Here is an 18,890-nt window from a genome sequence, read left to right as displayed (position 1 = left end):
TGAGACAAAACCAGCCGGTCGGCCAGTACTGGCTATCCCTTGGCGACCGCTGTGACCTGCGCGAATTCAGCCATGCGCCAGCAAAGTTCGAGCCATCGAGATGCACTCACATCTGCACGTGCATCGCGAGCCGACCGGTCGGCTCGGTCCGATTGCGCGCCGGACGCTCAGCCGCACGCCTGCCGAGGGCCGCCGAGCCGTTGTGCCAGTAGGAAATTCATCAGCTCACGCTGCAGGGCGAGCCCGCGCTCGGACTGCATCAGCAGCCCGCCGCCGATGTGGTCAGGCCCGATGGGCGTACGGAATTCGGCGAGGACGCAACCGCCCGCGTCGTATCGCTCGATGGTCGTCGGCACCGGATTTGCGCTCGCCGTAACCGTGCTGGGCACCGCGGGCACGGCGAGATCGCTTGCGAGACGGTAGGCGCCGAGCCACTGCACCAGGTTCGTGCGCCCGATCGGATACAGGCTCGTCTGATCGGCCAAGTCCTGCAGGAAGAACCCGGGCACCGGCCTGGCCCGCTCCCCCATCGCCGCCACGATCGACGCGCCACTCAGGTCGGCACGGAACGTCTGCGGATCCAGTTGGTACGGCCCGCCTGCCATCGGTGCGATGGCCGCATACAGGTCAGGGTAGGTCGCGGCCAGCACGGTGGACATCGCGCCGCCCGCGGAGTATCCGCCCACGTAGACCCGCGACCGGTCCAGCCCGAACTCGCCGATCAACGCGGCGGTGAGGTCGGCGATGATCGACGACTCCCCTTGCCCGCGTGCTTGATTCGCCGGATCGAACCAGTTCCAGCAGTACCGGTCGTTGGCCTCTTCGGTCTGGATCGGGTAGGCGAGGACGAATCCGAGTTCGTCGGCGATCCTGGTCAGCGTGAATCCGGTGTCGGCGAGCTGGCGCCACGGGTCGGTGCAGCCGTGCAGGTAGATCATCAGCGGCTTGCCCGCCGGGTCGCCGGGCGGGACATGCAGGTAGTAGTCGCGGGTGCCCGCCGCATTGGCAAAGCCGCGCTCGACCACCGCCTGCGCCGATGACGGCGCGGTCAGCAGGAATTGCATACTCAGCGCCATCAGGGCGAGCACGACGACGAACCTGCCGCGACGAGTAGTACCGCGCACCATCGATTCCTTCCAGCGAGGGTCACGGTCGAATGTACCGGGCGCCAAATAATAAACGGGCACAGTGGATTCCACGCGTCCCGAACGAGCGCCGGCAACCTCGGCGCGACCTACCGCGCCGGCTACCCGATCGATGGGGACGACCTGGCGCCCCGGACGGCGGCGGACTCGCTAGCGTAGGGGCATGCCAGTGGATCGAATGCTGCCGACGTCCGAGGCTCGGGACCTGCTCGAGCTGACCCGCGATATCGCCGACAAGGTGCTCGAGCCGCGGGTGGTCGAGTGCGAGAAGACCGGGACCTTTCCCGACGGCGTCTTCCCGGCCCTCGGTGCGGCCGGCCTGCTGAGCCTGCCGTATCCCGAGGAATTCGGCGGTGGCGCCCAGCCCTACGAGGTGTATCTGCAGGTACTCGAGGAACTCGCGGCGCGCTGGGCGGCGGTCGCGGTGGCGGTCAGCGTGCACAGCCTGTCCTGCCATCCGCTGTTCACCTTCGGCACCGAAGAGCAGCAGCAAAGCTGGCTCGCGACCATGCTCTCCGGCGAAACCATCGGCGCGTACAGCCTTTCCGAGCCGCACGCCGGTTCCGACGCGGCCGCGCTGCGCTGCCGGGCGACGAAGGTCGATGGCGGATACCGGATCAACGGCGCGAAGGCCTGGATCACCAACGGTGGTCGCGCCGATTTCTACACGCTCTTCGCGCGGACCGGCGAAGGCTCCCGCGGCATTTCGTGTTTCCTGGTACCGCGCGACACCGAGGGCCTGAGCTTCGGCAAGCCCGAGGAGAAGATGGGCCTGCGCGCCGTGCCGACCACCACCGCCGCCTATGACGATGCGTTCCTGCCCGTCGAGCGGCTGATCGGCGAAGAGGGACAGGGGCTTTCGATCGCCTTCAGCGCCCTGGATTCCGGTCGGCTCGGCATCGCCGCCGTGGCAACGGGTTTGGCGCAGCGCGCGCTCGACGACGCGGTCGCCTACGCCAAGGAGCGAGAAGCCTTCGGCCGCCACATCATCGACCATCAGGGGCTCGGTTTCGTGCTGGCCGACATGGCCGCCGCCGTCGACTCGGCTCGTGCCACCTACCTCGACGCCGCGCGCCGGCGCGACGCCGGACTTCCCTACTCGCGCCAGGCGAGCGTCGCGAAACTCATCGCCACCGACGCCGCCATGAAGGTGACCACCGATGCCGTCCAGGTCTTCGGCGGGTACGGCTACACCCAGGACTTCCCGGTCGAGCGCTACATGCGCGAGGCCAAGGTGATGCAGATCTTCGAGGGCACCAATCAGATCCAACGCCTGGTCATCGCCCGCCAGCTCGCGGGCAACTGACCGCCGCACCCGTCGTCGGTATCGCACCGGCGGCGGGGTCTGCGGACCTGAAAGCGTGCGGACTTTCGCGGCAGATATGGCCGAAAATGCCGATTCATTGACCGCGGATCTCTTCGGACCTGCGGGTTCGCACCTTAGGCTCAGATCATGACAACGCCGTCCATCATCATTATCGGAGCCGGGTTCGCGGGGCTCGGAGTGGCGCTCGAGCTGCGGCGGGCCGGGGTGGAGACGTTCACCATCCTGGAGCGTGCCGCGGATCTGGGCGGGGTGTGGCGGGAGAACACCTACCCCGGCGCCGCGTGCGACGTGCCTTCGCCGCTGTACTCCTGGTCGTTCGAGCCCAAATCCGATTGGCCACGGCGTTTTTCGGAGCAGCGCGACATCCACGAGTACATGCGCGGTGTCGCAGGCAAGCACGACCTGGAGCGGTTCATCCGGTTCGGCACCGAGGTGACCGACGCCGAGTTCGACGAACAGACCGGCCGCTGGACCGTCACCACCGCGGACGGTGCCCAGCTCACCGCCGATATTCTCGTGCCCGCGGTCGGTCAGCTGTCCCGGCCCGCCATGCCGAACATTCCCGGCATCGACACCTTCGCCGGCCCCGCCTTCCACTCCGCCGAGTGGGATCACGACGTCGAACTGAGCGGCAAGCGGATCGCCTGCATCGGCACCGGAGCCAGTGCGATCCAATACATTCCACGCATCCAGCCCGAGGCCGCGCACCTCACGCTGTTCCAGCGCTCGGCGGCGTGGGTGCTGCCCAAGTTCGATACCGAATACAGCACCACGCACAAGGCGGTGTTCAAATACCTGCCGCCGACCCGGTTCGCCGAGCGGTTCGCCATCTGGTCACTGTTCGAGGTGCTCGCGCTGGCCCTGACCGATATTCCGGCGATGAAGACGCCGGTGATCGCGCTGGCCGACCGGCACCGGGCCAAGCAGGTCCCCGACGCCGGCCTGCGCGCGAAACTGACTCCCGATTACGCGGCGGGCTGCAAGCGTGGCCTGTTCTCCAACGAGTACTTCCCGGCGCTGGCCCAGCCGAATGTCACCGTGGAGACCACCGCCATCGAGGCGATCACGCCCACCGGTATCCGGACCGCCGACGGCGTCGAGCACGAGGTCGACGTGATCGTCTACGGCACCGGGTTCAAGGGCACCGAGTTCCTCGCGCCGATGAACATCTACGGCATCGGCGGTCGCAAGCTGACCGACGTCTGGGGTGCGGAAGGCGCACGGGCCTTCCTCGGCCTGTCCGTGCCGAACTTCCCGAACCTGTTCATGATGTACGGCCCGAACACCAATGTGGGCTCCGGCTCGATCATCTACATGCTGGAATCGCAGGCGCGCTACATCCGTCAGGTGGTGCAGTACCTCACCGACCGGCCCGGCCGTTATCTCGCCGCCCGCGCGAATGCCGAACAGCAGTGGGACGACTGGCTGCAGCGGCGGCTGAAAGATACGCCGTGGAACTTCTGTTCCAGCTGGTACCGCAACGCTGCGGGTAGGATCACCAACAACTGGCCGGGCGCCACCGTGCTCTACCGTTGGAAGACAAAGACTTTCGACCTGGCCGACTTCGACGAAGCACAGGCGGACGCGCGCTGACCCGCGCCACCGTTTTTCAGCCGGGTCTCAGCAAGCGCCCAGTAAACTGGACGCCAGTTCGGATCCCGGCAACGGAAGAGGTGCGCGGTGTTGTGGCTACTGATCGTCGTGGTGATCGTGGCGGTGGGCGCCTTCGTCCTCGTGCTGGCCCGGCAGAGCAAGCAGCGCACCGCCGACGCGCTCGCTGACGCGCTGGCCGACGCCCGCCAGGTCAACGAGCGGCTCGGCGGTCAGATCTACAACCTCAGCGGCAGTAACGAGGCGGCCAAGCAAGCGTTGGTCGACGCGTCCGAACGGCATCTCGCCGCCGGGTCGCAGCTGGATCAGGCGCGCACGCCCACACAGGCGCGGCTGGCCAAGCAGACCGCGGTGGAAGGGTTGTATTACATCCGGGCCGCGCGTAGTGCGATGGGCATGGATCCTGGGCCCGAGGTGCCCGCTCTCGACGGGCAGGACGCCGCGGGCAAGGTCACTGAGCAGCGGGTAATCGAGCACGAGGGGCGGGAGATCGCGGCCTCGCCCAATCCCTCGTCGGCGACACCGAACTACTACCCGGGTGGTCGGGTGGCTGGGCGGCCGGTGCCCGCGGGCTGGTACTCCGAGCCCTGGTGGAAGCCCGCGCTGATCGGCGGGGCCTGGGGGATCGGGTCGGCGCTGCTGTTCTCGTCGCTGTTCTCCGGGATGGCCGGGGTCGGGTATGACGCGCAAGGGTTCGAGAGTGGGTACGGCGACGGGTTTCAGGACGGGTTGGCCGCCGGGGACAGTGGGTTCGAGGCGGGTGGCGACAGCGGTGCGGTCGACTCCGGTGGGTACGAGTCCGGCGGTGACACAGGCGGGTTCGATGGCGGTTGGGACAGTGGCGGGTTCGATAGCAGTGGTGGGTTCGATGGCGGTGGTGGGTTCGATGGTGGGAGCTTCTGAGACCCCGTTGGCGAACTGACGGCAAATTCGCTGTGCGTGCCGAGTAGTACGGTTAACCCCACCCTCATTCGACCTGCCTCCCCGGTTGCCACCGCACCGAGCCATGGTGAACCGTGGACGAATGACCATGCAGCGCAAGCGAACCGCAGCCATCGCCGCCGCACTGGTGGCCGTCGGCACGATCACGGCCTGCGGGAATTCCGCGGATACACCGCCCGCCGTCGACTTTCCATCCGGCTTTTGGCAGGTGGACGATTACGGCAGCGTGCTTTCCGTGCATGCCGACAAGCTCGAGAGCTACCAGCTGACCGCGCTCAGCTGCCTGAAGGACGACACCGCAGCACGTTCCGGGAACCAGGGCCGTTACGTCACCGAAGACAAGGACGTACTCACCCTGCGCCCCGGCGGCAGTCCGGATCAGGCCACGCTGCACATCGACGGGTCGCCCGGAGATCGCACGCTACAACGTCTTTCCGCTTTACCGCTCTCGTGCACCAGCTCGGTCGTGCCCGCCGCCTTTGACGTCTTCTGGCAGACCTTTCAGGAGCACTACCCTTTCTTCGCGGCGAAAGGCGTTGACTGGCAGCAGGTTCGGGACAAGTCTCGCGAGCGCGCCGTCCGGGCCGAGCAGCGCGGCGATGATGACGCACTCTTCACGGTGCTGCGGGAAATGGTTGCGCCACTGCACGACGCCCACGTGGTCGTATCGGCAGGCGACGGCAGGTTCTTCGGCACGGTCAGGCCGGGAACGACCATCCCCAGCCCGCAACTCGACCAACAGGTCAAGGAGTACGTGCAACGCCGCGACCTCCAGCAACATCCACTGACCGAATACGCCAACGGCCGCATCGGCTACGCCGACCTGCCCGGCCAGAACTACGGCTACCTGCGGCTCTCCGCGTTCAGCGGCTACACCACCGAGCGAACCTTCGCCGCCGACAGCGCCGAACTCGACCGCGCCATGGACGCGATATTCACCGAGGACCGGCGTATCCGGCTGCAAGGACTCATCCTGGACCTGCGGATCAACGGCGGTGGCTCGGACAGTCTCGGCCTGCAACTGGCCGCCCGGCTCACCGACCGCCCGTACTTCGCCTACGCCAAGAAGACCCGCACCGTCGGACCCCAGCCGCAGCGCGTCGAACCCGCGCACGGGGCGTACGCAGGTCCCGTCGCGATCCTGACCGGTGGCTCCACCGTCAGCGCCGGCGAGACCTTCACCCAGGCGATGCTCGAACGGCCCTCGCGCACAACACGAATCGGGCAACCGACGCAGGGCGTGTTCTCCGATGTCATGCAGCGCAAGCTGCCCGGCGCCGGCCACGAGGACTGGTGGTTCGGCGTGCCGAACGAGGAATTCCTCACCTCCGACGACCGCACCTTCGACGGCACCGGCATCCCACCCGAACTGACCGAGCCGGTCTTCACCGAAGAAGAGTTCGCCCTGAACCATGACTCCGCCTTCGATCGCGCGGTCAGCTGGCTGACCAGCGGCTCTTGACGGTTCGAGCAAACTGTCTGAGACTGTCAGCATCGGGAATCCGAATCGACTGGCGGCGACTGGTCGAGCGAGCATCGGGAGAGCTCATGACGCTGACCACCGCCGACTATTCAGTCGAGGACTTCCGGACGCGATCCTTCCGCTGGGCCAAGGAATGCTACGAGTGGTCCAGAGTCCCATTCCTGCCCGCGGGCGAGCGAGTCGGCCGAGTCTACGACGTAGTCGGCCCCCGTAACCTGTTCGGCGAAGACTCCCTGTTCATCAATCTCGGCTACTGGCGCGACAACCCGGCCACCCTCGACGAGGCGAGCCGGGACCTGGCGCGCCTGGTCGCCCGCGAGGCCGAACTCGGCCCCGGCGACATCCAACTCGACGTCGGCTTCGGCTACGGCGACCAGGACTTCCTCTGGGCCCAGGAATTCGAGCCCGAGCAGATCATCGGCGTCAACATCGCGGTTGAACAGATCGAGATCGCCACCCGCCGCGCCGCCGAACTCGGCCTGGCCCACCGCATCCGCTACCAATACGGCTCAGCAGTCGACCTCCCCTACCCAGACGAGTCCTGCACCAAGGTGACCGCCCTCGAGTCAGCCTTCCACTTCCCGTCATACCCAAAGTTTTTCGCCGAGGCCCACCGCGTCCTCCGCCCCGGCGGCAAACTCGTCACCGCCGACATAGTCCCCCGCACGACCCCCACCACCCGCGCCCTCCTCCGCCTGACCGACCACCCCAGCCCCCTACCCAAAACCGACATCTTCGACCTCCACCACTACCGCCGAGCCCTAACCACCGCAGGCTTCAGCAACGCCACCACCTACTCCATCCGCCGCCACGTCTACACCCCCCTAGCCGCCTACCTCACCAAACGCCTCCGCGACCCCGACATGCGCCGCGTAAACCCAGCCCTCCGCCTAGCCTTCAGCCACCCCGCCCTCACCCTCTGGGGCCCCTGGGCCGACTACATCATCGCCGTCGGCACCAAGTCCCCTTGAATCCGTTTCGGTCCAAACGCCCTCCACCCGGTAGACTCCCCGACGTCCCGGTGGGAACCGGGCCAGCCCTCGTAGCTCAGGGGATAGAGCACCGCTCTCCTAAAGCGGGTGTCGCAGGTTCGAATCCTGCCGAGGGCACGTAGAACATGGGTAACTGGGGGTGCCCATGCAGTGCGGTTTCGCGCTGTGCCCCCCCCCCCGATGCGGACGAAAGCACAGCGGCGGGTTCTTGGGTTGTAGTCGGCCGCACGGCGGTTGGTCCCGCAGGGTGTCGGGGGCGGCGGTGAGGTGCAGCGCCAGACGGGCTGGCTCATGGATCAAGTCGGGTTGCTGGCGGACGGCTTGTTGGCGCAGGGTGTCCAGTTCGGCGTTGCTGCTCGAGTTCGCTGAACCGGTGACGTAGCCGCTCGGCCCACGCGTCGGCGAGTTCGTAGCTGCTGGTGATCGGGCGGGATTCGCGTTCACCGAGGTGATTCGCTGCTCGATGTCGTGGCAGTCGCCGAAGGCGTGGCCGCGTAGCTGTTGGCGCAGCAGCGTGGTGCGGTCGGGACCGAAGACCCCGTTGGTTGAAGAACTTTCGAGGCATTCCAACAGGGCTTCGCGGACGTACACCGAGCGGGTGTGGTCGGCGTATTCCTCGGGTTTACCGAAGAGGTCCGGCTTCGGTGCGCACGTGTAGTAGCCGTAGTGCTTGTGGGTCTTGCCGAACATTCTCTTCCACGGGCCACTCAAGCAGGACTGCGCGGATGAAGGCGCGGAACACCCGCATTACGGGACGATCGTCTTGTCACTTTTCTTGCCACTAGTAACTGGTCTACTACTGCCGGGGCGAGGCAGTCAAGAACGTCATCCGAGCCGTGACAGCAGCACTGCCTCGCCGAAGGCCTACGAGTGCGTTAGCCGAGCTGAACGAAGTGCTGCAACAACCTCTCGCACCAGCCCGACAGCGACCGCAACTGAAGATCATCACGGCGGGACTTCTGCACAGACGCCAGCAACCACGACATCCCATCGCCCGAGGCGACACCACAAGACCGCAACCCAACACAAAGGCGACAACTGGCGACACCGAGAGGCGACAAGCCCGCTCCATGGCGACAACCCGGCCGACACCTATGGCGCTGCTGCCTCATCCCCTCCGCAATGTGGCGGTACCTGGGCACACATCGGTTCCGGGCCGCTCAGCTTCAATTCGGGCGGCGCCTGGTCTGGCGCGAGAGCGCGATCCTGGTTGGATCGATATTCGAGATGGGCTATCTTCCAGCGTAATGACCGCTGCCGCATGTTTGAGGCCGAGATACAGCGTTGGCATATCCTCAGCGGGTGACCTCGCTCGCACCGCCCCGAAAAGTCCTCACCGTTGACGCCGTGCGCCGCAGCATCGACACACTACACAAGCCTTTCATCCACGAGCAGTTCCTCGCGTATCTGCACATCCGCAAGCGCGGGATCGAGGGAGGGTCCATGACGAGCATTGAGCCGGTTTGGACCGAAGTCAGCAAGCTACTGGCGGTCGACGGAGGGCCGCCGAACAAGCCGAACTACCTGCCGTTCTCGTCGCGAACCACGCATGACCCAAGCCGCTACTGGAAGAATCGGAACATCCCTGGTAGCTACGCGCCGAGTTCGCTGCGGAAAACGTCGAGGTTCATGCTCGATGCATCCGAACGCAAGTTCAGTCTGCCAGCGGATCACGCGCAGCTGGCGTTGAACGTACACCTCAACAATCATCGCCAGCCAGCCTGGCCATTCGCGGGGTTCTTCCTCCGCAACTACAGCTTCGACTCGTCGGCTGCAACGGCCGCTGACTTGATCGACGGGTTCTGCCAGGTATTCCGATTCGACTCCACCGCCGCTGGCTCGGATTTCGATACCCTGTTCACCACCGGAGCTGAACCCGATGTCGCGTGGTTCGAATCCATGCCGGTCAAGGCCACAGAGGAATCGGCAGACATGGTCACGTTCGGGGAGGGAGACCGATGACTAATCTGATCGCTGACAGCCGCCGCCTCACTGCTGACGAACTCGGAATCGGTTCTGACGCCCGCATCGCGGTGTCACATGGGTCGAGCGCGCCGGATGCACCTCTACTGTCTTCGGAAGACTCGCGACTGAAGGAGATCGCACGGCTGCTCGATCAGTTCGGTGGGGTCATTCTCAGCGGCCCACCTGGTACGAGCAAGTCATGGCTGGCCGGTGAAGCCGCCGCGCTCCTTACCGACGGCGACACCGATCGCCAGGCGTTCATCCAGTTCCATGCCTCGTACCAGTTCGAGGACTTCATGGAAGGATTTCGGCCGAAGAAGAACGGCAACGGTTTCATCCAGAAAAAAGGCGTGTTTCTGCAACTGGTGGAGGCCGCTGTCACGGACATGCAGGAGCGACCGCACGTGCTCGTCATTGACGAACTCAGCCGTGCAGACGTTGGCCGCGTATTCGGAGAAGCTCTAACTTACATCGAGAAGTCCAAGCGCGGCATTCCGTTCACTTTGCCATCAGGGGATGAGTGCATCATCCCCAAGAACCTGTGGCTTATCGCCACAATGAACCCGCTAGACCGTGGCGTGGACGACGTGGACGCGGCGTTTGAGCGTCGGTTCGCAAAAATCGAGATGCTGCCCGACACTGATACGTTGCGAAAAATTCTCAGCGCCAACGGTGCTCCCGAGGGACTTACCAATCGACTGCTGGCCTGGTTCTCGAAGACCAATGCTCGCGCGAAGAATAACCCGGCGGCATCTATCGGCCACGCCTACTTCTCTTCAGTTGTCGACGCGGACAGCCTGCAGGACGTGTGGAAATACCAACTCCACTATCTTATCGACCGAGCCTTCAAGTACGACGAACCAACGCACAAGGAAGTCGTGAACGGGTGGAACAAGGTTCTCGCGACTAGTCAGGCAGACGATATTCTTGACACCGGCGAGCAGTCGTGAGTCCCGTCGTCACACACCTGACTGCACCTGGACGCACGCTGCTGACATGCATCGAGTACGCCGAGATAAAGGTGGCACCCGAACTGGTACTGCGCAGCGACGGCACTCTTCGAGTGTCGGACGACGTGCTGAACCGGTACGTCATGACCGATTTCAAGAACGGGAAGCTCCGCTTCCTTGCCCGCGGTGTCAGCGGAATCTTCGCCCTCACTGATGATCTCAGCGTTCAGGTCCGACCGAGGTTCCCGCTGACAAACCTGACCCACATGGTCACGGTGTGCGGTTACGTCCCCACGGCACTTGCCGCGCTGCGGCCCTACCACGTCACCGATCGTTGGGAAGACTGGATGCTCGATGTCGTCACCGACGCGTTGTTGGTCGCGGTCGACACCATCGAGGAACGCGGTCTCTTTCGCACCTATCACCGACGGACGGATAGTTCCTCCTACCCACACGGACGGATCGAGATCGCCCCGACGATCAACCAGTTCGCCTCCCGCGGGATCGACCACAGAGCGGTGTACTCGTGGTTCGAAAAAACAGCCGACAACCCGGCCAATCGCTGCCTGAAGGCCGCTACCCGGTTCCTCCACAGCAGATACCGCTCACGACAACCCATCGGCGAGGTTCGACACCGCATCGCCCGCCTCAGCAACGCACTTCGTGTGCTCGACGAAGCTGCCGACGACCGTCACCACACCTTTATGAACGACGCGATCGTCCGATCATCGGCCGCGCTACCCGAGGCCCGCACGTACTACCGGTCAGCGCTCGACCTGGCCGTGGCAGTCCTCAGTGGGCGCGGCCTCGATCTGGATGCCGAGACTGGATCCATCTCCGCGGGCTCGCTGCTGGTCAAGACCGAGGACCTATTCGAAAGCTTCGTCCGCCTCAGTCTGCAACGAGTCCTCACAGACCATCCCGAGTTGAGAGTTCTCGACGGCAACGTCTCGCCGGGCAAGCGACCGCTTTACGAAGCAGTCGCCGATGAGGAAAAAGCGTCTCTTCCGGAGCACTCTGAAGTGGGAAAGGGCACCGACCCGAACGCCACACCCGACATACTCTTCACCCGGCACGGCGGGGGCGTGCCGCTGGTGGCGGACGTCAAGTACACCAATGTGACCCGATACGCCGACCGAGCCGAACTTGAGCAGGTGGTGGTGTACGGCGTGCGTTATGGCAGCCCGGCGGTGTTGACGATTCATCCTCGCCGCAAGTACGCCGCAGGCGGCCTCGTGATTTGTGGGCGCGTGGGCGAGGTTCTCGTCGCCCAGTACCGCATAGACCTGGCTGCCGACGACCTCGACGCTGAAATGGCTGCGATGGCGCAATCGCTGGTCGAGTTGATCGCCGCGACTAGCTGACCTGCTTCACCACCCGAGGGGCCTGATGATCAACCATCGGGATGAGGTCCACCCCCACCGCGTCACGTCCGAGGCTCATCGCGACGTTGAGGGTGGTCCCCGTTCCTACGAATGGGTCGAGCACGACTCCGCGTGAGGGGGTGTCGTGGCCGCAGTCGGTCCAGCCTGTCGTCACCTTCTTGGCGAAGGTGAACTCGCGAAAGTACCCACCAAGGATCTCCTTCGCTTCGGCGGCGAGGGCTTGCACGGCCTTACTGTTGCGCCCTGTACCGGATTGGAACTTCGTGGCCTTGCCCACATCGGAGACACCAGTGGCCTGGATAGCGCGAATGTGTTCGTCGGTGAGGCCGGCCTCGTCGGCAAGCTCCATCGCGCGACGAGCCTGAGGACGGCTGGGGTCGAGGATGCGGGTGCGCTCAAGTACTCGAGTTCGAGGTTTGCCGCACGTTTCGCAGACCTGCGGAGGGCAGCCCAGCAAGATCGCTCGGCGAACCAGCTCCTGGGGGTACGGCGCCAGGTGCGCGCTCATATTGCGCTCGGGGTTGATCTGCCAGACGTCGCCGGGGTTGGCCCCATTTCCGTAGGCTTCTGAGTACTCGTACAGGTCGTAGTAATAGCTCTGTTTTGGTGCAAGGTGGATGATGTACTCGTGCCGGTTGGCCAAGCGGTTTTTCGCTGGCTCCGGCATCCCGCCATCCTTTGTCCAGATGATGCGATTGCGGACCAACCAGCCATTGTCGACGGCGGCGGCTTCAATGCGGCCGGGGATGCCTACCAGAGACTTCTTGTAATAGGTGTCGCCGACATTGAGGAATACCGACCCCGTGGGGCGCAATACACGCTTCCACTCGTCTAGGCAGTCCATCATCGCCGAGACGTAGCCCTGAGGAGTTGCCTCCTGTCCGATCTGATCGTCGTGGCCGTAGTCCCGCTTCTGCCAGTACGGGGGCGATGTCACGACGAGATCCACCGAGTCGGCGACCAGAGTGGTGTCACGGGCATCGCCGGTAACGATCCTCTTCTCGGCCTTGCGTAGCCCCTGTTCCCAGTCGGCTAACTCCCCTGTGCCGACGACGCCCAGATTTGGCTTCTGCTCGGGCTCAGGGGAGCTGGTATCCGGGGCGATCGACACTGGGTTCTCCTTCAGGCGGGCGCAGTGACAGCATTGCGGGTTTGGTTGGCCAGATCATGTATGTAAGCGCCCCGTGAAGGGCCAAGATCGGACCGCGCTGTAACACCGTAGCCAACCCCACCGTCAGATTCGGAATCTCTCAAGATCAATGACCCCAGGCGTGTCATGCCATCTAGCCGCTGGTCGCCTCGCGCAGGTTGTTTGTTCCATGCGACCGGGGGGATGCTTGTCGGCGGTTCTCGGATGACGGCACCGCTGGATCGTGGCGGGAGACGAGCACGGGCGAAGTCCCCGAGTCCTAGTCGCGTTGCCCACGTCGTAGCAACTCGCCTACACCGAGCATGGCGGGCGCGTTCGCATTCGGCCGCGCTGCCACGACGCAGCATCCGCCCGCATCACATGGGAAGTTGACTTCAACTACCAAGTTGTCACCGCGCGTTCCCATCTTCGATGTGCCGCGCTGAGGGCGCGGCGAAGAGGGGGTATAGGAACCCACCCGGAGCGGCGGGCCAGCATTGCCAGATCGGATAGCAATCCGCGATGAACAGGCGTTTTCCGGCGTCCTATGCTTAGCATGTCCTGCCGACGGCACAGCGAAACAGTTCGCCCGCATATGGGCATGGGCACTCACTTTCACCTATCACAGGCAGCACTGGCGTGCTGTCCGTGCCGGTCTGTGGGGTCAGCGGGTCAGTAGGGCGCGGATGGCTTGGGTGACGGTGGCGGGGGATTCTTCGGCCATGAAATGGCCGGAGGTGACGGTGGTGTGGGTGAGGTTGGGGGCCCAGGGTTTCCAGAGGGCGGGGGCGTCGAAGCCTAGGGCGGCGCCCCAGTCTTGCTGGAGGACGGTTACCGGCATGCGGAGGTGGTTGCCGGTGGTGCGGTCGGTGCGGTCGTGGTCGAGGTCGATGGTGGCGGAGGCTCGGTAGTCGGCGACGATGCTGGGGATGGCGGCGGCGGAGGCGGTGAGGTAGGCGGCGCGGAATTCGGGTGGGATGGCGGCGGGGTCATGGGTCCAGGTGTCTAGGAAGTGGGCGAAGAAGAAGTCGGGGGTGGCGGCGATCATTTTTTCGGGGAGGCCGGGGGGTTGGGCCATGAGGTAGAGGTGGAAGCCGACGGCGGCGGTTACGCCGTGCATGACGTCCCACATGTCGAGGGTGGGGAGGACGTCGAGTGAGGCCAGGTGGGTGATGGTGTCGGGGTGATCTAGGCCGGCGCGGATGGCGACGAGGGCGCCGCGGTCGTGGCCGGCGAGGGCGAAGCGGTCGTGGCCGAGGGTGCGGGCGACGGTGACGATGTCGGCGGCCATGGTGCGCTTGGAGTAGGTGGTGCCGTCGGCGTCGGCGGGCTTGTCGCTGTCGCCGTAACCGCGCAGGTCGGGGCAGATGACGGTGTGGTCGGCGGCGAGGTCGGCGGCGACGTGACGCCACATCAGGTGGGTTTGCGGGAAGCCGTGCAGCAGCACGATGGGGCTGCCGGAACCGCCGACCGCGACATTCAATTCGACCTGGTCGGCGACGGCGATCCGCTGGTAGTCGAATCCGGTAATCTTCGGTGCCATGAGGTGTCCTTCCGATGTTCGTTGGTGACGGTGGACAGTCTTTTCTCGCGCACTCAGCAACTGGTCAGCAGCGACTGAGTACGGCGTCGGCGGACGCGTGGCGCAGCTGAACTTCGGCGTTCTCGGCCCGATCGGCGCCGAGCGCGCCGGGACGCCACTGCCGCTGAAGGGGCCGAAGCATCGCGCGGTGCTCGCGCGGTTGCTCGTCGCGCGGGGGCGCATGGTCACGGTGGATCAGTTGATCGACGACCTGTGGGAACGGCCGCCGAGCGGTGCGGTGGGCGCGATCCAGACGTTCGTCGCCGAGCTGCGGCGGGTGCTGGAACCCGACCGCGCACCACGTACACCGGCACAGGTGCTGGTGACCGTCACGCCGGGATACGCGTTGCACACCGAGCCGGATGCGGTGGATGCGGACCGGTTCGAGACCGCCGTCGCGCGGACGGCGGAACTGCTCGCCGCGAAACACTTCGAGCGCGCATTGACGATGGCCGACGTGGCGGCCGCACTGTGGCGCGGACCCGCCTACGCGGAATTCGCCGAACAGGGTTGGGCGCGTGCCGAAGTCGATCGGCTCGACGGGCTGCGACTGCTGGCCGTCGAACATCGGGCCGCCGCGCTGATCGAGCTCGCGCGGCCCGCCGAGGCCGAATCGGCGCTGAATGCCTTGCTCGCCGAACATCCTCTGCGCGAGCACGCTTGGCAACTGCTCGCTGTCGCGCTCTATCGCTCCGGCAGACAGAGTGACGCACTTGCCGCCTTACGCCGCATCCGTCACCTGCTGCGCAGCGAGTTGGGCACCGACCCCGGACCGGAACTCCAGCGGGTGGAGGCGGACATCCTGGCACACGCGCCGCACCTACTTTCCTCGGCCGTACCCGCCCGAACATCCTTGCCCGGCAAGGATTTCGTCGGTCGTCGGCAGGAGTTCGCCGCCATACAGCACGTTGCGAACGAAGTAGCCGGGCACGGCCGCACCCGGCTGGTGCTGCTGGCGGGCGAAGCGGGAGCCGGTAAAAGCGCTCTCGCCGAAGAGGTTTCGTCTGTGTTGACCGACGATGGCTGGATCGTCGCACGCGGCGAGAGTCCGGCCGACCTCGGCGTTCCACCGAGCTGGGCCTGGACCAGGATCCTCGCGGCGCTGACCTCCGCAGGGGCAGCACACGAGCGTCCTCCAGCGAATAGCGACGAACAACCGAACAACGAAGCCACACCCACAGATCCGGTCGAGGCGCGCTTCCTGTTCCACCGTGCCGCGGCCGACTATCTGGCGTCGGTGGCGCAACGCGCACCGGTCCTGCTGGTATTCGACGACATCCACAACGCCGGTTCGGAAACCCTGGATCTGCTATCCGTGCTCGTCACCGGCGGTATCGCGGCACCGGTGCTGATACTGGCGACGTACCGCAGCACCGACATCACCACCGAACTCACTGCCGCGCTGGCCAAGATGGCGCCCGTCGAGCCGGTTCGTGTGTACCTGAGCGGTCTGCCCGAAAACGACACCGTCGCACTGGTGCGCGCAATCGCCGGACCGGATATCGCCGAGCGCGACGGCCATCGAATTCACCGGCGCGGCAACGGTAATCCGTTCTTCGTTCGCGAGCTGGCCCGGCTGCTTCGCGACGAGGGGCCCGACGCACTCGACGCCGTCCCGGCGGGCGTGCGCGAGATCATCCGGCATCGTCTGGCGATGCTGCCGCAGTCCGCGCAGACCCTCATCCAGCAGGCGGCGCTACTCGGTGAGGAGGTCGACCGCGAGATCCTCATCGAGCTCGCGGGCGACACCGCCCGGGCCCTCGATGACCTCGAGATTTCGCTGACAGCAGGGCTGTTCACCGAATCGCCCGACGAATCACTGCGATTCACCCACGCGCTGGTGCGCGATACCGTGTACCGCGACATCAGCGGTCCGCGCCGGGCCGGATGGCATGGCGAGATCGGCGAGCTACTCGAAAAGATCGGCCTCGCAGATGTTTCCGTCTTGGCACATCATTTCGTCCGCGCGAACAGCCGGGCCACCGCGGCGAGCGCAGCCCGGTACGCGGGTGCCGCGGCGGTCGCGGCGGAACGAGGCTTCGCACTCGCCGAGGCAGTGCGGCAATGGCGTGCAGCCCTCGAAGCCTTCGACCGGATGCCCCGGCCCGATCCGGCCGCGCGACTCGACGCGATCACCGGTCTCGCTCGGACGCTCGCGGTCACCGGCAACCTGGCCGAGGCGAGGCACTACCGTGGGCTGGCCATCGAACAGGCCGGACAGTGGGCCGATCCGGTGCAGGCCGCACGAGTGATTAGCGCGTTCGACGTCCCCGCCCTCTGGACCACCAACGACGACCCTGGCCTCGCACGCGACATTGTGACCGCCGCCGAACGTATCCTCGCGGCCCTGCCCGCCGAGCAGCGTGAGCTGCGCGCCAGGCTGTGCACGACGGTTGCCCTCGAACTGCGCGGCGCAGACGACGACCGCGGTCTACGCGCCGCCGAAGAAGCCGAAACGATCGCCAGGGAGCTCAACGATCCCGCCCTGCTGGCATTCGCCCTCAACGGGCGTTTCATGCATACCTGCCAGCGCACCGGCCTGAGTGCCGAACGCGCTCGCATCAGCGACGAACTCACCGCTGTCGCACGGCAGCACCGGCTGGTCACCTTCGAGGTGCTCGGCAACTTGATCAGCATCCAATCAGACTGCGCTACAGCCGATTTAGCATCAGCAGACATACATGCGGCCACAGCCGACCAGCTGGCCACCGAGTACGAGCTTCCGATGGTCGGCGTCTTCACCCACTGGTACGCCGCGCTCCGCACCGCACTCACCGGCACCCAGCACGCCGCCGAGACCGCTTACCGCACCGCCGCCAGGATGCTCACCGGCAGCGGCATGCCCGGCGTCGAACAGGGCCTCCTCCCCCTCGCATTACTGTGCCTCCGACTCCAGCACCGGCTGACGCCCGGTGACGACGCAGCGGCCTGGGGACCGTACGAACCATGGGTCCGCCCGATCATCTTGTTGGACAACGGCCTTCGTGCCGAAGCTGCCGCCGCCCTACAAGAAGTCCCCGACTCTCCACGCGACCTGCTGCTCGAACTACGCACCTGCCTCGTCGCCCGCGCCGCCCACGCCCTCGCAGACATATCGACCATGCAGCGCTGCTACGACCAACTCCTACCGGCCGCAACCGAACTCGCCGGCGCGGGCAGCGGCCTCATCACCCTCGAACCTGTCGCTTACTACCTGGCAGAGCTGGCCACTGCCCTCGGCAACCCGGAAGCCGCCGAAACGCACCGCCAGCAAGCACTCACCCTCGCCCGCCGAGCCCACTCGACCCACCTCATCGAGGCCGTCACCGCGTCACTGCGCACACACGAATAGTCCTCACAGGCTCGCGACTCACGACCATTCGACTCACCTCGACAACCGAGAACCGCAGCAGCCCAACCTCCTTGCCCGACTGATGCCGACGACTTCACGGAGTAAGCAGAAGATCCTGCTCGACAGGCGGTTTCCCGGAATACCAAGGCACCACCCGACCAAAGCGAATCAGTTCTCCATACATTGCTGGATCAACGCCCGGCGTCAGCGCCAGATCGAGCACAGCGCGGGCCGCCTCGTCCGGTGTCTGCGCATGACTGAAATCGCTGAACCACGGCCGCGACGTCGCGGTGTCGACCATGCCGGGACACACTGCGGCAACCAAGGTGCCACTGGCCAAGTCACTGTCGCGACGCTCAGCGGCCACCGCGCGCACAGCGGCAACCTGAGCCACCTTCGACGGCACGTTCAGCCAACGCGGCCACCCTGCCTCCTGCACGGTCTTCGAATGTATTGCGCTGCGCCAAGATTCGACGGCCTCCTCGACCTGATCAAGAGTGGCACCATCGAACAGTGGACGCAGTCGCTCAGGCAAGTGCCCCAGCGCACCCAATGTGCTTGCCACCACAAGCAATCGCCCACCGGGCCGCAGCATCGGACCGAAGCTGCGCAGGACAGCATGCGTCGCAGTGTTGGAGACATCGATGAATTCATCGGCCATCGCCGACTGGGACCGATCGGGAGTGAGCCGAGTGATGGCGTTGGAGAACACAAGGTCCACACCGCCGTAGCTGTCCCACAGCTCCGCGGCGAAATCAGCGATGCCCGCAGTATCGGCAACATCGAGCACCCGGCCCTGCACCTGACTCCGGGTGCCGGCTGCCTCCGCAACCTCGGCCGCGGCCTCCGCAACTCGCTGCGCATGGCGTCCGGTGAGCAACACCAGATCAGCCGCGTCCATCCGGGCCGCCAGCCCTTCGGCCAGCGCCCGCCCCAAACCTTGATTCGCCCCGGTCACCAGGGCAATACGTGCGACATTCATGACTCCAAACTAGGAACGCCGCAACCATGAGTCCAACGAAAGTCAGGCACACCTGGTATGCGTAGA

13 protein-coding genes and 1 tRNA gene are annotated in these 18,890 nt (G+C 65.5%); 10 read left to right on the top strand and 4 right to left on the bottom strand.

The window, feature by feature from the left end; genetic code table 11:
• Nucleotides 1-167 precede the first annotated feature (167 nt).
• On the bottom strand, nt 168-1,127 hold the full coding sequence (locus tag IBX18_RS13250; RefSeq protein WP_194834003.1) for a PHB depolymerase family esterase: 960 nt from the start codon (nt 1,125-1,127) through the stop codon (nt 168-170).
• A 181-nt stretch (nt 1,128-1,308) separates the two neighbouring features.
• Here IBX18_RS13250 and IBX18_RS13245 point away from each other — a divergent pair, with 181 nt between their 5' ends.
• From IBX18_RS13245 to IBX18_RS13205, 9 genes are all read left to right on the top strand, one after another.
• Nucleotides 1,309-2,451: an acyl-CoA dehydrogenase family protein gene (locus tag IBX18_RS13245; protein WP_194834002.1), complete on the top strand. Its 1,143-nt coding sequence runs from the start codon at nt 1,309-1,311 to the stop codon at nt 2,449-2,451.
• 147 nt (nt 2,452-2,598) lie between these two features.
• Complete coding sequence (locus tag IBX18_RS13240) at nt 2,599-4,065, top strand: NAD(P)/FAD-dependent oxidoreductase (protein WP_194834001.1); 1,467 nt, start codon at nt 2,599-2,601, stop codon at nt 4,063-4,065.
• A gap of 87 nt (nt 4,066-4,152) precedes the next feature.
• Nucleotides 4,153-4,986: a DUF1542 domain-containing protein gene (locus IBX18_RS13235; protein WP_373889186.1), complete on the top strand. Its 834-nt coding sequence runs from the start codon at nt 4,153-4,155 to the stop codon at nt 4,984-4,986.
• A gap of 121 nt (nt 4,987-5,107) precedes the next feature.
• The gene (locus IBX18_RS13230; RefSeq protein ID WP_194834000.1) at nt 5,108-6,487 is read left to right on the top strand and encodes a S41 family peptidase; all 1,380 of its coding nucleotides are present in this window, start codon (nt 5,108-5,110) and stop codon (nt 6,485-6,487) included.
• A gap of 86 nt (nt 6,488-6,573) precedes the next feature.
• Nucleotides 6,574-7,479, top strand: a complete 906-nt coding sequence (locus IBX18_RS13225) for a methyltransferase domain-containing protein (RefSeq protein ID WP_194833999.1) — start codon at nt 6,574-6,576, stop codon at nt 7,477-7,479.
• 65 nt (nt 7,480-7,544) lie between these two features.
• A tRNA-Arg gene (locus tag IBX18_RS13220) sits at nt 7,545-7,617 on the top strand.
• Between the two features lie 1,185 nt (nt 7,618-8,802).
• Nucleotides 8,803-9,462: a hypothetical protein gene (locus IBX18_RS13215; protein WP_194833998.1), complete on the top strand. Its 660-nt coding sequence runs from the start codon at nt 8,803-8,805 to the stop codon at nt 9,460-9,462.
• Nucleotides 9,459-10,415 (top strand): AAA family ATPase, encoded by a 957-nt coding sequence (locus IBX18_RS13210; RefSeq protein ID WP_194833997.1) that lies wholly within the window; start codon nt 9,459-9,461, stop codon nt 10,413-10,415. The genes IBX18_RS13215 and IBX18_RS13210 overlap by 4 nt, the downstream gene beginning before the upstream one ends.
• 113 nt (nt 10,416-10,528) lie before the next feature.
• The gene (locus IBX18_RS13205) at nt 10,529-11,779 is read left to right on the top strand and encodes a hypothetical protein (protein ID WP_306796250.1); all 1,251 of its coding nucleotides are present in this window, start codon (nt 10,529-10,531) and stop codon (nt 11,777-11,779) included.
• Here the strand turns inward: IBX18_RS13205 and IBX18_RS13200 are convergent.
• Both IBX18_RS13200 and IBX18_RS13195 read right to left on the bottom strand, forming a co-directional pair.
• Complete coding sequence (locus tag IBX18_RS13200) at nt 11,772-12,911, bottom strand: site-specific DNA-methyltransferase (RefSeq protein WP_194833995.1); 1,140 nt, start codon at nt 12,909-12,911, stop codon at nt 11,772-11,774. The genes IBX18_RS13205 and IBX18_RS13200 overlap by 8 nt on opposite strands.
• 682 nt (nt 12,912-13,593) lie before the next feature.
• Complete coding sequence (locus tag IBX18_RS13195) at nt 13,594-14,472, bottom strand: alpha/beta fold hydrolase (RefSeq protein WP_194833994.1); 879 nt, start codon at nt 14,470-14,472, stop codon at nt 13,594-13,596.
• A 97-nt stretch (nt 14,473-14,569) separates the two neighbouring features.
• Between IBX18_RS13195 and IBX18_RS13190 the strand changes: the two genes are divergently transcribed.
• The gene (locus tag IBX18_RS13190; RefSeq protein ID WP_306796249.1) at nt 14,570-17,842 is read left to right on the top strand and encodes a BTAD domain-containing putative transcriptional regulator; all 3,273 of its coding nucleotides are present in this window, start codon (nt 14,570-14,572) and stop codon (nt 17,840-17,842) included.
• A gap of 94 nt (nt 17,843-17,936) precedes the next feature.
• Here IBX18_RS13190 and IBX18_RS13185 read toward each other — a convergent pair whose 3' ends face one another.
• Nucleotides 17,937-18,824 carry an SDR family NAD(P)-dependent oxidoreductase gene (locus tag IBX18_RS13185; protein WP_194833993.1) on the bottom strand — a complete coding sequence of 296 codons (888 nt, stop codon included), beginning with the start codon at nt 18,822-18,824 and terminating at the stop codon, nt 17,937-17,939.
• Between the last annotated feature and the right edge of the window lie 66 nt (nt 18,825-18,890).

Source organism: Nocardia sp. XZ_19_369 (assembly GCF_015355715.1).
In the GTDB taxonomy this organism is placed as follows: domain Bacteria; phylum Actinomycetota; class Actinomycetes; order Mycobacteriales; family Mycobacteriaceae; genus Nocardia.
This window is presented reverse-complemented; position numbering and strand designations above follow the sequence as displayed.